The sequence below is a fragment of the Prevotella sp. P3-122 genome, assembly GCF_002251365.1.
In the GTDB taxonomy this organism is placed as follows: domain Bacteria; phylum Bacteroidota; class Bacteroidia; order Bacteroidales; family Bacteroidaceae; genus Prevotella.
Map to the genome: position 1 here is coordinate 25,390 of NZ_NPJH01000030.1, position 15,713 is coordinate 41,102.

At 44.4% G+C, this 15,713-nt stretch carries 12 protein-coding genes; 4 read left to right on the forward strand and 8 right to left on the reverse strand.

Annotated features, from left to right (window positions below; genetic code table 11):
- Positions 1 to 10 precede the first annotated feature (10 nt).
- Positions 11 to 550 (reverse strand): hypothetical protein, encoded by a 540-nt coding sequence (locus CIL02_RS05655; RefSeq protein ID WP_240513541.1) that lies wholly within the window; start codon positions 548 to 550, stop codon positions 11 to 13.
- Between the two features lie 32 nt (positions 551 to 582).
- The gene (pyk, locus tag CIL02_RS05660) at positions 583 to 2,022 is read right to left on the reverse strand and encodes a pyruvate kinase (protein ID WP_094399786.1); all 1,440 of its coding nucleotides are present in this window, start codon (positions 2,020 to 2,022) and stop codon (positions 583 to 585) included.
- 207 nt (positions 2,023 to 2,229) lie between these two features.
- Here pyk and CIL02_RS05665 point away from each other — a divergent pair, with 207 nt between their 5' ends.
- The 3 genes from CIL02_RS05665 to CIL02_RS05675 all read left to right on the forward strand — a co-directional run bounded on the left by CIL02_RS05665 (position 2,230) and on the right by CIL02_RS05675 (position 5,756).
- Positions 2,230 to 3,102 carry an RNA polymerase sigma factor RpoD/SigA gene (locus tag CIL02_RS05665; protein WP_094399788.1) on the forward strand — a complete coding sequence of 291 codons (873 nt, stop codon included), beginning with the start codon at positions 2,230 to 2,232 and terminating at the stop codon, positions 3,100 to 3,102.
- Between the two features lie 18 nt (positions 3,103 to 3,120).
- The gene (locus tag CIL02_RS05670) at positions 3,121 to 4,815 is read left to right on the forward strand and encodes a putative transporter (RefSeq protein WP_094399790.1); all 1,695 of its coding nucleotides are present in this window, start codon (positions 3,121 to 3,123) and stop codon (positions 4,813 to 4,815) included.
- Between the two features lie 197 nt (positions 4,816 to 5,012).
- Positions 5,013 to 5,756: a hypothetical protein gene (locus CIL02_RS05675; RefSeq protein WP_141210140.1), complete on the forward strand. Its 744-nt coding sequence runs from the start codon at positions 5,013 to 5,015 to the stop codon at positions 5,754 to 5,756.
- Positions 5,757 to 6,828: 1,072 nt separating this feature from the next.
- Here CIL02_RS05675 and CIL02_RS16010 read toward each other — a convergent pair.
- The 5 genes from CIL02_RS16010 to CIL02_RS05705 form a co-directional block, all read right to left on the reverse strand.
- Positions 6,829 to 7,473 carry a hypothetical protein gene (locus CIL02_RS16010; RefSeq protein ID WP_141210141.1) on the reverse strand — a complete coding sequence of 215 codons (645 nt, stop codon included), beginning with the start codon at positions 7,471 to 7,473 and terminating at the stop codon, positions 6,829 to 6,831.
- Positions 7,474 to 7,724: 251 nt separating this feature from the next.
- The gene (locus tag CIL02_RS05690; RefSeq protein ID WP_094399798.1) at positions 7,725 to 8,420 is read right to left on the reverse strand and encodes a hypothetical protein; all 696 of its coding nucleotides are present in this window, start codon (positions 8,418 to 8,420) and stop codon (positions 7,725 to 7,727) included.
- Between the two features lie 3 nt (positions 8,421 to 8,423).
- A complete protein-coding gene (locus CIL02_RS05695; RefSeq protein ID WP_094399800.1) occupies positions 8,424 to 9,455 on the reverse strand; it encodes a Gfo/Idh/MocA family protein in 1,032 nt (343 codons plus the stop codon).
- The gene (locus CIL02_RS05700) at positions 9,452 to 10,513 is read right to left on the reverse strand and encodes a radical SAM protein (RefSeq protein ID WP_094399802.1); all 1,062 of its coding nucleotides are present in this window, start codon (positions 10,511 to 10,513) and stop codon (positions 9,452 to 9,454) included. Before CIL02_RS05700 ends, CIL02_RS05695 begins: the two co-directional genes overlap by 4 nt.
- A gap of 65 nt (positions 10,514 to 10,578) precedes the next feature.
- Entirely contained in the window at positions 10,579 to 11,139 is a 561-nt protein-coding gene (locus CIL02_RS05705; protein ID WP_170935022.1) for a T9SS type A sorting domain-containing protein, read from the reverse strand.
- Between the two features lie 239 nt (positions 11,140 to 11,378).
- Between CIL02_RS05705 and CIL02_RS05710 the strand changes: the two genes are divergently transcribed.
- Positions 11,379 to 13,172, forward strand: a complete 1,794-nt coding sequence (locus tag CIL02_RS05710) for a hypothetical protein (RefSeq protein WP_141210142.1) — start codon at positions 11,379 to 11,381, stop codon at positions 13,170 to 13,172.
- Between the two features lie 685 nt (positions 13,173 to 13,857).
- Here CIL02_RS05710 and CIL02_RS05715 read toward each other — a convergent pair.
- Complete coding sequence (locus tag CIL02_RS05715; protein ID WP_094399807.1) at positions 13,858 to 15,549, reverse strand: SulP family inorganic anion transporter; 1,692 nt, start codon at positions 15,547 to 15,549, stop codon at positions 13,858 to 13,860.
- Positions 15,550 to 15,713 lie beyond the last annotated feature (164 nt).

Below are 15,713 nucleotides of genomic sequence, written 5' to 3' on the forward strand. Positions count from 1 at the left end.
TCTCATCATTTCACATTCTCGTCATTTTATATCCCATTCTCTTCAGTTGCATATAGCAACCGTACCTATATAATGAGTTCAATGTGATAAGGAAACATTTGAATGCATTCTCAGTTCCATTCTCGGCTCCGCTATGCATTAGCAATGAGTCTGCGAACGAGGCCACGTTCACAACCTGTTTCTGTGTTGTTGCTTTCTCGTCGGATGTCAGCAACAACACCTCATCACAGATATAGTCATCAATATTGTCGAAACCTCTTTTTTCTCGTATATATTTATAGAGGTCCGGAATTTTGTCATATATGTTCCATTCTACATCCCAGTATTTGGCAACTGCCATGCCAATATATATCATCCACGCCAATACAGCATCAGGATAATCACCAAATTCCCGTAAAGCGTCAGGCATAAATGATGTTGCTATTTGTTCCCATTTCTGCTCAACGTCATCACATTCTGGCAATATAGGGTCAATCAGGTCCCTCTCTGAAAGATATGACCTAAGCGTAGATTCAAACGTGTCGTGATATTTCTCAACTATATTTACCATAATATAGGACAGCGTTACTAAACTCTTAAATTTCAATCATTTGGAAGGTGGAACTTATACTTGTTCTCGAACACTTGTCTAACCTTGTTTATCTCGAGGAAAGTAGTACCCCCACCCTCTCCGAAACTACCGCTAAGGTAGGCTATCTTGTCTTCGAGTCCGATATATCCTTTTTGTCTCAACATGCGTAGAGCGGCATAGAAAACATATTGCGAAGATACTTGTTCCTTCTGATATACAGGGATTACCCCATAGCTGAGGTTCAGCCACCGTTGTGTCTTCTCCCGGTAACAGATGGCCAATACTGGATGGGGGCCACGGAATGATGCCAGTATGCGGGCGGTCATTCCCGTCTCGCTGTCTGTTATGATGCCTGCCACGTTAATTTTCTGTGTAGACTCTATGGCCGCATGTGCAAGAAACTCTCTCTGGTCGCAGTTGGCAGACAACGGTACTGTTATGTCGTTGTCCCTTATCTTGTCTTTCTCTGCCTGCTCTGCAATAGCTGACATGGTTCTCACCGCCTCTACGGGGTATCTGCCTGTTGCCGTCTCTCCGCTCAGCATCAGTGCGTCCGTTCGGTAGTAAATGGCATTTGCAATATCCGTAACCTCGGCCCTGGTTGGTCTTGGGTTGTTTATCATGGTGTGGAGCATCTGTGTGGCAACGATTACAGGCTTGTGCTTCTGTATACATTTTCTTATTATAAGCCTCTGTATTCCCGGTATTCTCTCAATAGGAACCTCTATGCCGAGGTCACCACGTGCTATCATTATACCGTATGATGCATCGATAATCTCGTCGATATTGTCTACGCCTTCCTGATTTTCTATTTTGGATATAATCTTGATATCGCTTCCTTTTGAGTCAAGGATGTCTTGCACAGCCTTCACATCGGCAGCGTTTCTGACAAAGGAGTGAGCTATGAAGTCGATGTCCTCCTCAACGGCAAGCAGTATGTTGGCTTTGTCTTTCTCTGTGACTGCGGGCAGGTCGATATGTACGCCAGGAACGTTCACGCTCTTGTGTGCGCCAAGGACACCGTCGTTCTGTACGACACCAACAAGCATGGGGCCAGTATTCTCGATGATTTTCACAGATAGAATACCATCGTCGAAAAGCATCTCGTCACCAACCTTCACGTCATTTGTGATGTCGGAATAGCTGACGTTGATAATGTCGTGAGTGGTAACCATTCCCGGGCGTCCGAAAATTTTCACCACGTCTCCAGTCTTGTAATTAATTGGTGACTCCACATCCGTTGTCCTCACTTCCGGTCCTTTCGTGTCAATAAGCAGACCAATGTGTGGAGACACCGTTCTGACATTACGTACTATTGTCCTGATACCATCAGGTGTGGCGTGGGCTGTGTTCATCCTGACAACGTTCATCCCAGCGAAAAAGAGTTTTCTCAAAAATTCCACATCACATCTCCTGTCGCTGATAGAGCATACAATCTTTGTCTGTTTCATAATACCTGCAATTAATAATAAATTACCCTAAGTAGAGGCGGTTTTGGTATATCTGCCACCTTAACTCATGCAAAGTTACGGCTTTTATTTTGAAAAACGCAATGAAATGGGAAAAATATACGTACATGCCGAAGCAATATCGTATTTTTTTTGTAACTTTGCAGACCCAAACGATAAAGGTATAAGATTTAAAAATATTAGGTTAACATGCGACAATTAAAAATTCAGAAGAGTATCACGAACCGCTCAAGCGAGGCTTTGGACAAATATCTTGTTGAGATTGGTCGTGTGCCGATGATTTCAGTAGATGAGGAAATAGAACTCGCGCAAGCGATTAGAAAAGGAGGAAGAGAAGGAGAACGCGCTAAGGACAAACTTGTCAAGGCCAATTTGCGATTTGTCGTATCTGTTGCCAAACAATATCAGCACCAGGGATTATCCCTTACCGACCTTATAGACGAGGGCAATATTGGACTTGTAAAGGCTGCCGAGAAATTTGACGAGACACGTGGCTTTAAGTTCATCTCATACGCAGTATGGTGGATTCGTCAGAGCATCCTTCAGGCCATAGCAGAGCAGAGCCGTATTGTAAGGCTGCCTCTCAATCAGGTCGGGGCGTTGAGCAAGATTAACAACGAGATCTCCAAGTTCGAGCAGGAGCACCAGCGCCGTCCGTCAGTAGCAGAGCTGTCACAGCTTACCAAGATGGAAGAGGCAAAACTCGATCAGACCATCAAAGCCGACAACCATCACATGAGCATAGACGCACCTTTTGCCGATGGTGAGGACAACAGCATGGCCGACGTATTGGCCTCTGGTGACGACAGCAGGACGGACCGCAACGTAGACTTCGAGTCAATGTCTATGGAGTTGGACAACGTTCTCAGAAGCGTTCTCAAAGAGAGGGAGATAACCATCGTAAGGGAGTGTTTCGGAATAGGTTGTCACGAGAAAGGACTTGAGGAGATTGGTGACCAGCTTGGACTGACTCGCGAGCGTGTAAGACAGATAAGGGAAAAAAGTATCGTGAAACTTCGTGAGAGCGGATATTCACGCATATTGATGAAATATCTTGGATAATCATCAAATATTCATTATATGGATTGGTTAGTTAATCTTTTCACCACAACGGATTCTGTAGCGCATATTGCCCTACTCTACTCCATTGTAATCGCCATCGGAGTCTACCTTGGCAAGATCAAGGTCGGAGGTATCTCGCTTGGCGTGACTTTCGTGCTCTTTGCGGGCATTGTGGCTGGACACATGGGATTTACAGGTCCTACCAACATCCTCACATTCGTACAGGATTTTGGTCTTATCCTCTTCGTGTTCTGCATTGGACTCCAGGTGGGTCCGGGATTCTTTGAGAGCTTCAAGAAAGGTGGCGTCACCTTGAACATGCTCTCTACCGCTCTCATCATGCTGAACATTGCTGTGATGTTTGCATGCTACTATCTCTTCTTCGACACTACCGATGTGAAGAACCTACCTATGATGGTCGGTACACTCTATGGTGCCGTCACCAATACCCCTGGTCTTGGTGCTGCCAACGAGGCTCTTACATCAGTATTCGCCAATGGTGAAGTACCGCAGATTGCATCAGGTTACGCCTGTGCATATCCTCTCGGTGTGCTCGGTATTATAGGAGCAACCATCGCCGTAAGGTACATTTGCCGCGTAGACCTTAACGAAGAGGAGAAGGAATTGGAGGATGCTGAGGCACAGAACCCACATGCCAAGCCACACCAGATGAGGCTCAAAGTGACAAACAAGTTTATAACTGGCCGCACCCTGCAGGAACTTTCCCGCTTCCTAAACCGCGACATCGTATGTACCCGCCTCCTCCATGAAGGCAAGGTCTACAATCCAATGCGCGACACCATCCTTCATCTTGACGACGAGGTTCTCATTGTCTGCGCAGAGGCCGACGCCGAGGCTATTCAGGCATTCATAGGTCCTGAGTTGGAGAATGTATGGACAGAGCAGGACGAGAAGAAGCCAATGGTTAGCCGCAGAATTATTGTTACCAATCCTGCCATCAACGGCAAGACTCTTGGCAAGATGCACTTCTCAAGTGTATATGGAGTCAACATTACGCGTATCACCCGTCAGGGAATGGACCTCTTCGCCAGCCGTGACCACCACTTCCACTATGGTGACAAGATTATGGTTGTTGGCCCAGAGGACAACGTAAACCGCGTAGCCGACCTCATGGGCAACTCCGTGAAGAGGCTCGATGCGCCAAACATCGCTACAATCTTCATTGGCATCCTTGTAGGTATCCTCTTCGGAAGCATACCAGTAGCATTGCCTGGAATGCCTGTTCCTTTGAAGCTCGGTATCGCCGGCGGTCCGCTGATTATCGCTATTCTCGTTGGCCGTTTCGGTTATCGAATGAAGCTCGTCACCTACACAACAACATCCGCCAACATGATGTTGCGCGAGATAGGTCTTGTCCTGTTCCTTGCCAGCGTAGGTATCAAGGCGGGTGCAAACTTCTGGGAGACTGTTGTTCAGGGAGACGGACTGAAGTACGTATATACAGGTTTCCTCATTACCATCATACCTATATTAATTATTGGTACGATAGCCAGACTGAAGTTCAAGTTCAACTATTTCACCATAATGGGTATGCTCGCCGGTACATGTACCGACCCTCCTGCATTGGCCTACGCCAACCAATGTTGCTCCAAAGAGGCACCTGCAGTAGGCTATTCAACCGTTTATCCTCTTAGCATGTTCCTGAGGATATTCACCGCACAGATAATTGTTTTGTTCTGTTGTGGAATGTAGAATTCCGCTAACGCACAAACTGACATACATGGAGCATCGTTACATACAAATGTGACGATGCTCCATCGTTTAGTATATTATTTAGATGGTCAAATAGGTTAAATAGTCAAAAAAAGAATGATTATTAATTGGATTTGCATTATTTTTGCAAACTGAAAGTACGCACTAATTAATCATTAACTAAACAAACAGAACAGATGAAGAAATCTTATTTTCTTTCGTTATGTCTCGCAGCCTTGACTTTTGGCAGTTGTGGAGATTCAAAACAGGTAAAGGTAGGTTCAGATGAAGCCGTTGCGGCAGATTCCGTGGTATCGGTAGAAGGATTGTCTGAAGGCATCAACTCAACATTAACTGCACTTCAGGGCGAACTTACCTCATGCATTGAGAAGAAGGATGTCTCTGCCGTTGTGACAACTCTTGCCAATATGCTGGTAATCTACAAGAACCTTGTAGAGGAAGGTAAACTTGAAGAGGCAAAGGTATATGGCGATGCTATCAAGACATTTGTTAGCGAGAATGCAGAGCAACTGAAGGAAATAGCACGTGGCAACACAACTGTCAGCTCACTTATCGATGGTGTTAAGAACCTTCCTACCTCAGCAGAGGCAACAGTTGACGAGGCTAAAAAAGCCGTTGTCTCTGACATTGTAAACCTTGCAGCACCAAGTATCGCAAAGGGAGAGACCACTACAAAAGCTGTCACAGAAGCTGTTGAGGCTGTACAGAATGCGCCCGAAAATATCAAGGCTGCAGCTACTGAGGCTGCCAACAAGGCAGTCAGCGATGCTAAGGCTAATGCTACACAAGCCGCTAACGATGCTAAGGCTGCCGCTGCAGAGAAAGTTAACTCTGAGGTGGAGAAAGCCGCTAATGCTGCTACGGAGAAAATCAATAGCTTGAAACAGAGCATTACAAACCGTACAAAGCAGAATCAGTGAGGTTGTTGGCTAAGGGGTACAATTTGATGTGCAATAATTGAATATCCTAATTCTGAATTCAAGTCGATAATTGTCGCGCTGTAAGCGCAAAAGCACAAAGCCCAGGGTAGAGCGCAGCGACACCCTGGGTTATTTTATGTAGGTTATGGTCGCGCTGTAAGCGCAAAAGCGTAGATAACAGCAGGATAATAACGCTTTTGCGCTTACAGCGCGTGCTGGTCAATGTATTTTCTGCGAGCAAGTAGTCAGAGTAAATCAGGAACAGGTTTCATTTTTGGTTATGAAGGCACCTTTTATGCAAAGCTTAGCGTTGGCAGATGCAAAGCTTTGCGTTGGCGATTGCAAAGCTTTGCGTTGGCGGTTGCAAAGCTTTGCGTTGGCAGATGCAAAGCTTTGCGTAGACAGATGCAACGCTTTGCGTGAGATGGGCAATCCTTGCACAATAATCGACAGTCCTATTTTGGATAAGTGAAAAGGAATGACTCATCACATGAGTCACTGTAGAACACAGGAAATTTCTGCTGAATCTGAAACTGGCTAAAAAAGGCATCATGACGATTATGCTGTAACGTGTTAATTAGAAGTTCTAAAGCTTCTTGTATCTCGCTCATCCTTCCTACTACGTTCGCCGAGTTGATCCGTAGTCTATGGTAATCGCTTATGGCCGTACTAAGCAAGTCTCTTAAATCGTTGAAAACGTCATCCTGAATGCGGGCTGGAATGTCGTACATAGCCCGGTTGATGGCAATGTTAATGTCGCACCATACTATATAAACATAATTGACTTCTCTGCTTAGGTCGAGTATGACAGAATTACCCGTACAGGAAGTATTACAGTCTATAACTTGCCTCATATAATAGACATACTCTGAGTATTCCGCATTGAGTAAACTAAGAAATGAGCGGGTAAAGTTTCTCCTTTCTATTGTTTGCGTTAGTGAGAAGACATCGGAGAAACTACTGATGTCTATGACCCCGAAGATGAAGATTTTCGCCGCCGTTTACAACAGAAGAAGAAAAAAAGCGTGGACTGGGACTATGATTTTTGAGGGTGTTTTACACCCTCATAAAATCACCAATCATCCTCATCTTCTAATATGTGTCCCCACACAAAATTCGTGGGAACTGCAGGTATGTATTTGTTGTAAGAAACGCCAGAAAGATTACAATTGATGTAAAAGACTCTGGTTACGCCATCTGCGATAGAATCGTTGGAGGGGGATGCTGTAAAACCAATAGTTTTCGTTGTACCCTTCCAGCCCATAGCATTTTCTGGCGCATTAGGAGAGTCATATCTTCTTGCGATAATCGATTTGTTGGGTTGAATCGACAGATTCTTATGGACTTTTATATATCTTGCAATATAAATGCCAGATGAGATTCCATATTGGCTCCAAGAACTGCCTAAAGAGTATTTTCTCCAGTCACTTTCGGGCTCCTCATAGTCAAATCCGTAATCCAGTTGTGTAGGAGATGATGCCCTTGTCTGAGACGAGAAACTGTCTTCACAATGTGAATTTGTGCCTATTGCCAAGGCTTCATCAAATTCTAATTCATATGTGGTTGTATAACTTAAAAGGAGTGTCTCGCCATTTGAAAGGCTTATAATACTCCCATCTTTGTTCTCTGTGGTAAATAATTGATTTTCATCAGATGAACATGCCGTCTTCCATAGCGGGAAATGATACGCTATGTATAAAGGCTTCCTCAGACTCATAGAATTTAGGGTGGTAATCAACAGTAATAATATTGCCGTCCTTCATGCTAACATGAAGGATGTAATCCTTAGAAGCACATCCCCAGTTTATGAGTATGATAAATATCCACAATACAGATGGCATACGTTTTGTACAACCATTATGAACTATTTTTTTTCTTTTCATTGCAATTCTTAATATTCCATCTTTAAGCTTAAAACATTGCTCTTTATTCTATACGCTTTATAGTGTATATACAATTTTAGTTATTTCATTTCAATACTTTCTTATTACATCCTGCAATAACTATCCCACGGATGGACTTGCTTGCACGCCTCCCTGACAGGTCGAAAGACTGCGCAGGGAGGTCGTTGATTGGGGCCTTTGCAGAATGGATGGCAGTGGTTCCTTGCGTGAAGTCGCGGGTGGCGAAGATCTGGGAGCCTTGCTCCGTGACAGATTGCAGAATCGTGTAGTAGGAACACAGCTCATAACTGCGGAGGTAGTCATCGCTTAGCCCGATGCCATCAACGAGGTATTGAAGATGACCGTCGCGGTCGATAGTGATGCGCTTGCGAGTGATGCCGTTAACCGTCACTTTATCGACTGCAACGACACGACCAGAAAGGCCGTCGATGTCGCCAACGGAAAGATTGAAGTTCAGAAACTCTTTCTCGCAATCGTCTGTTACGTGATACACGCGTGAATCCCGTTCGAGGGCAGCAAAGTGGAATAGGGTTCCTGTATCATCATGCCAGACCTGTTCCAGTCGCTTACATTTCGTACCGCCGACAATGGTGTCACCAACGACGGTGATGGTAAACGGACGGTCGTATTCGCCCGTCTGGTCGTTATACATACGCTGTACGCAGTTCCACACTTTGCCATCGGTCAATAACTCCTGTGCCGCCAGCGTGTTGATGCTTGCTGCTGCAATGATTGCAGTGATGATGGTTTTTGTTTTCATACTCTATTTGTTTTTGAGGGTTGATAATAACTGATATGTGTCTCTGACTGATAACAGGTCTGTGAGTACCTTGTCTGCTTTGCCCCCCACTGACTCCACGAAAGCAGAAAGCTCGTTGAAGTAGCCTTGCGAATGGATTTGGTTGTTTTCAAGGATGGGGGCGAAGTTGTTGCGGGTGTATAAGTATTCGACGGTCTTATTGTGGGGACGGACTTTCTCGGTGGGAATGCTGAGAATGGTGGAAGGTTTTGGTTCGAAGGTTAATTCTTCCATCTGCGAGAGGCGGTAGATGCCGTTTGACGTGCAGACTTTGAGGGATTCTTCGGCAGAAGTCCATGCGTAGGATGTGGAGAGTTCGAGGGTGCCGACGATATGGGGATGCCGGAGCATGAGGATGTAGGATGCTGGGGCGACTTGCTGACAGGCGATGATTTCTGGTTCGCCAAAGAGGAGACAGACAAGGTCCAGGGGATGGATGTAAAGATCGAGCAAGGCATCACCTTCTGGATAGTTACCAGTGAGGTAATGGAGATCGTAACTGACAAGATGCTCTTTGCGCAGACGTTTACGAAGGATTTGCACGGCAAGGGCGTAGCGTTTCTGCAAGCCGACCATAGCGACGGGCGAGCCGTAAAGTCGCTGCATATCAATGAGGGTTTCAAGTTCCTGTAGCGACTGGCAGGGTGGCTTCTCGATGAACAATGACTTGCCGCTTTTTAATATCTGTGAGGCGATGAGGAAATGAGCAGAGGGTGAAGCAGAAACAAAAACGCCTTTTACTTCATCATCATTCAATATCGTGTCAAGCGAGCTCGTGGCTTTCACTTGTGGGAATTTCCGTTCTATCAGCCGTGCCTTCCTTTCCGACGTGACACAAATGTATTTCAACGGTATGCCGAGGTAGTGGAGCACGGGATAAAGATTGGTGAGCGAGTGCTGGCCCATGCCCACGAAGGCATATTGATATTGGTACGTTTGACGTAGGAATCGCTCCGTGCGCATACGCTTATATCGGTTGATAACAGATTGTATCATAATATCGCTTTTAGATGTCTTCTATAGGTTTGCTTGGGGTCTGCCGTCCACTGATACGGGCCGTAGAACTTCTCGATGAGCCATTTAGGCAATAGTCGCTCGAAATTGCGCACAAGGATGATGTCGTATTTGCGATGGAAGTTAATCCAGCAGTCGTTGCAATGGTGTGAATAGTGGCATTGGGTCTGACAGGCCGATGCTCCGTTGAAAATCTCGTCGAGTGATTGCTCGTGGATATTGCCCAACATCACATCAAGGTTCTGGCAGAGCGGTACATCGCCATTACTATGTACCACGAGACTGCTCATGATACTTTGACAACGAAGCCGAAGATGTCCATTTCGCCATTCATCATAGAGTGCCACGAAGTCGTAGTTCTCTTGTGTGTCGTGGATGCTCTGCGGTATCTGCGTCACGAAGTCCGATGCCGCCAGCAGTCCACTCGTCGTATCGAAGAAAGCCATTGTCCCGTAGATACCAATCCTCACATCCACGCCGTAATGCTTGGCAACGTCTATCACATTCGCCATGTCGTCGAATGTATTCCACGGCGACAGACAGAACATCAGCGACAGAGGCACTTCACCTTTAAGGGCTTCCACCACCTCGATCACTCGGTCGTAGCCGTCGCGTCCCCGCATCCGCTGATAAGTCTCGCGGCCACCGTCGAGAGAGACGTACAGATGACAAGGCTGATAGCGACGGACGGCATCAATAACACGACGGAACGCGAGACAGTTGGATAGCAGCGTGTAGTTAGGGTGATTCTCTTGAAACCAGGCCATGATTTCATCAGCCTGTGGGTGTAGGATGAACTCGCCGCCCTCCAATCCTACGGTGGTTCTCTGTGTCACACATCGACTCTGCATCATCCACTGAATGTCATCGAGCGAAAGATGCTCCACCGGACGTTTCTGCCAGATGTTGCAGTGCTTGCACTTCGACTGACAGAGCGTGGTCGAGTAAATCATCAGTTGCGATAGCCACTTATGGTGTGGCCTCGCAACGTTGTTCAGATAGAGCAGTCCATTGAGGACATAATCCTTAGCCTTATACATTGTTCTTATACATTGTTTACGAATGTAGATGCAGGAAGAACATATCTCCCCGCATCTATACTAATCTATTCTATTATTAATCTCTGTGAATCGGTAAGTTTTCCATTTACATATAGTGACACGATATGAATGCCAGAATTTAAGGATGATATATTCTCAGTAACATTTGGCATCACATTTGAAACCACAAGTGTTTTTTCTCGATTTCCAGTCATGGAACTTATTACGAGTTGGCCTGATGATACTCCGTCTTGCAATTTAGTGGTTATGGTGACATTGCCACTGGCAGGGTTAGGGCTGCATCTTATTATTTTACTGCCAGAATCGGAGATATTCGTACTTGCTACCGTTCCATTTGACAGCATATCGATTTTTTGAGCCTGAGCCTCTATTGTTGATTGCATTTCTTGAATGGCCTGTACAAGCATCGGTATCATGGCTGTGTAATTTATCATTTTGTGGCCTTCCTCATCAGTCTTCACCGCATCAGGTATTCCTAAGGGGACTTCATGAGTGCGACTACAGGAAAGATAAATATTTACCCCCATTGCCTCTTTTTCTACACTTGCTAATGTACTTAATGTACTTATCGCAAATACGAATAGGATTAGTACTACTTTTTTCATAATTTGAAATTTAATGAATGAAATGAAATCGGATGCAAAATTAAAGATTGATGTAAAAGATGACAAGAAAAAATCAAAATGAGAATTTTCAGAAATTATATAGTAATTTTCCATTTACCTGTTTTTCAATGAATTACAAAATAAACTTGAAATTTTTGAAAATTATTATCAGTTTAAAAAGCACTGGCTTCAGCGAATTTTGATTAATTTTGCACTCGAAAACTAAAGATGTAAAGTATATGAAGAAAGTCTTTTTATACCTTACCGTATTGCTGACTGTAATAGGTTGCAGTCAGACAACCGAGATTGACATTGTCATGAACCAAGCGGAAAAGATCATGGAGACTCGTCAGGATGATGCCAATAAGTCATTGATAGTGCTTGACAGTCTGAAAGCGCGAATCAACGGAATGACAGAGGCTCAGCGGATGAGGTACCATCTGCTCCAGGCCAAGGCCATGAATAAGGCGTATGTAGACTTCACTTCCGATAGCATCATGCTGAAAGTTGTGGACTACTACGAACGTTACGGCTCTGGTTACGAGAAGATGACAGCCAACTATCTGCTTGGCTGTGTATATCGCGACCTAGGCGATGCCCCTACAGCGATGAAATATCTCGAACGGGCTACGAAATCTGATGGGAAAGACATTCCTACATATAAGACGCTTGCACATATACACGGCCAGATGGCGTATTTATTGGAGGAGCAATCTTTAGCCGAAAATGCATTACGTGAACTGGATGTTGCTTACAAATATTCCATACTTGCCGGTGATACTATAGATGCTTTGACTATACTTAGCGTAAAAGCTCCTGTATATTCTCTCGTTAACAAGATGGATTCTTCAGAGATTGTCATTGACTCCTGCATCAATATGTTTAAGAGAATGGGATGTCAACAATATGCAGCCCAAATGTGTGCATATAATATAAGGTATCTTCTACAGAAAGGAGAAATCGGAAAGGCACATGAGCGTATGAAGATATATGAAACGGAGTCGGGCTATTTCCATAATGGCGAAATCGAATCGGGTAAAGAAGTGTACTATTATTACAAGGGGCTATACTATCTTAGTGTTAATCATACTGATTCTGCACGGACAATGTTTCAAAAATGTCTAAATTATATAGCAGACCCCAATATTAAAGTATCCGCCTATCATGGTCTAAGTTTACTTTATGACAAAATTGGGCCAGCAGACTCCACAGCGAAATACGCATTGTTGGCATATAACGCTAACGATTCTGCATACGATAAAAGAGTAAGTGAGACTCTGATAAGGCAGCAAGCTTTGTATAACTACAGCAAGCATCAAGAGACTGCACTTCGGAGTGCAGAGCGTGCAGCCACGCTTGGATGGTGGCTGTTTGCCTCACTTGCTGTACTTGTCGCGGTTGTATGCTCCACCTCATTTATATATAAAAAGAAGAAAAGGGCTGCAGGGCGGAGAATAGCCATGATGCAAGAACGCTATGAGACGGAAAAGACATTACTTCAGCGCGAAATGGAAGAGATGAACGCCCTTCTTGAGAAGCGGCAGTCGTTGTTGGAAACCAAGGAAGATTTGTTGGAACGACGAGAAGCCGAACTGAATATCGAAATCGGAAAGCGCGAACAGTCTATAGTAGAGTTACAAGAACGGGTGGCTGGATATGAACGCGAAATGCATATCAAAGACATTGCCGTTTTGGAGGACGAGATTCAGAAGGCACCGCTGAAAGACGATTTCAGCTATTATCTGAAGAACGTCATGGAGCAGCCCTCCAGCAAGGACTGGGACAAACTCATAAGGTTCGCCAAGAGCAATTTCCCAAAACTGTATGTGATGCTTCGAAACTACAATGTAAGCGAGCGTGAACTCAGAATCTGTCTCCTCACCCGCCTGATGTTCAAACCCAAAGACATTGCCGTCCTTGTTGGTTGCCGTTTCCCAGAGGTCTCGCTTACCCGCAGTCGTCTGCTAAAGAAAATCTACGGCATAGATGGTAAGGCTTCTGACTTCGACAAGAGAATCATACTGATGTACTAAGCAACTCATGTAAGCAGAGTGTAACACAAAGAGATAATTATTTAAAATTATCTACTCGTTCTTTATGGAATTGGCAGTCAAAGACTTACATTTTTATGTTGAAATTTTTAAAAATTCATATTCGTGACTTCTCTTGGCAGTTAATTTGTTGAATTATAATTTTGCAGCGTCAAAGCATTTAATAGCTCGAATAATAGAGTCCGATATTATACAGACTAGACTGGCACAAAGGGGTAATGTCGCAATGCCTTAGCGGTGAGTATTAACAAATAAAAAAAGAAACAATGAAGAAGTTATTTGCTACATTTTTTTGGCATTAGGATTCGCTTCTACTTCATTTGCAGCTACGCCAACTGTCAATCCTGTGTCTGAAAGCCAAGTTTCCAAAAGCGTTCAGATGCAAAGTCGCGATGTTGTCATCATTGTCATTGAAGATGGCGATGATGTGATAATCATTATTATAGAGCGTCCTTAATTAAGGGGTTGGGATATTGTTCTCTTCAAAGCCGTCCGTCGGTAATGAAGAGGGCAATATCCTCCTTTGTCAAAAGGATATAAAGCCCTAAAAATTTCAGAAAACTGACATAAAAAAAACGAAGATACCTTCGTGAGCCTCCCCCAAAAAACTTCGTAGGCCCACGAAGGTCTCTTCGTAAAATAGGTCATATAATATATTAAGACCAAGCTATTTTTTTTCTGCCATAATTTCCCTGGCTCTTGCAAGTGCAAGGTCGATATGACTGCAAATATTCTCTGTGCCAACAATGTCTTGGAAGCCTGCCTTGGTGAGCTGGGCATCTACTTTTTGAGTCACACCAGAGAGTACAATCTGTATGCCCTCTTTCTTGCTCATGAGGCAGAGGTTTGTAAGGTTGTGTATACCCGTAGAGTCAACGAAAGGTACCTTACGCATCCTTATAACCCTGACTTTTGGCCTGTCGCCGAATGTTGCCATTATTTCCTCGAAGCGGTTACCGGCACCGAAGAAATATGGGCCATTTATCTCGTACACCTCTACACCCTTGGGAATGGTGAGATGCTCGAGGTTGCCAAGCTCCAGACTGCTATATTCCTCATCAGGATTAATTTCGTCAGAGATAACCTTTACATCAGTAGTTTCGGACATACGTCGCATGAAGAGCAAACAAGCAATGATAAGTCCCACCTCTATGGCTACGGTGAGGTCGAAGATTATGGTCAAGAAGAATGTTATAAGCAAAACCGTTACGTCGCTCTTGGGGTTGTTCATAAGAGCGAGGAATGAACGCCATCCGGACATGCCATAGCTTACAACAACCAGAACACCGGCAAGACATGCCATTGGGATATATTTTGCCAAAGGCATGAGGAATAAAAATATGAGCAGTAATACGACGGCATGTACAATTCCTGCTATAGGTGTACGTCCACCATTGTTGATGTTGGTCATTGTTCGTGCAATGGCGCCTGTTGCTGGAATACCGCCAAATATTGGTGAAGCAAGGTTGGCAACACCCTGTGCTACGAGCTCTGTGTTTGAATTATGGTGATCGCCTATGACACCATCGGCAACAGCTGCAGAGAGCAAGCTCTCAATAGCTCCAAGAATGGCTATGGTAAGTGCAGGTGACACCAGGCTCTTAATGGTTTCCCATGTGACATGTGGCATGTCGGCTTGTGGAAGCGAGTTGCTTATGGAGAAACGGTCACCTATAGTCTCAATAGTGGTAACGCCAGCATATTGTTTGAGCAACAATGCCAGAACAGTCATAATGATGATGGCTACAAGTGAACCCGGAATCTTCTTGTTTATCTTCGGCATCAGCATGATGACAGCCACACTCGCAATACCAACGATGGAACTCCACAGATCAGCAGTCGAGAAGTTGGCGGCATAGCATTGCCATTTCTCAATAAAGTCAGACGGCAGATTGCTGATGCTCAGTCCAAACAGGTCCTTCACCTGTGTAGTGAAGATTGTTACGGCAATACCACTGGTAAAACCTACTACTATGGGGTATGGAATATACTTAATTATTGTACCGAGATGCAGTAATCCGAACAGTATCAGGAAGACCCCCGCCATAATCGTCGCTATGGTCAGTCCCTCAAGCCCATACTGCTGTATAATACCATAGATAATGATGATGAAAGCTCCCGTTGGGCCACCGATCTGGACCTTGCTTCCTCCTAATGCGGAGATTACAAATCCGGCAACAATAGCAGTAATAATACCCTTTTCTGGTGTTACTCCTGATGCTATACCGAAAGCAATGGCCAAAGGCAGGGCAACGATACCTACAATAATTCCCGCCATAACATCAGCTATGAATGTCTTGCGGTTGTACTTGCGCAGGCAATGGAGCAAACGTGGTCTGAAATCAAATGTCTGTACCATAAAGAAAGTCTGATTTTAACATTTATACCAAAAGATACGATTATGTATACTTGTGTTATTATCTTTCTGAAAACCACTGCAAAGGTACAACCAATTATTTAAAAAACCAAAATTACTTACCACTAAATGTTAATTCACTTTTGCTTTGTTGTATTTTCCTCTTC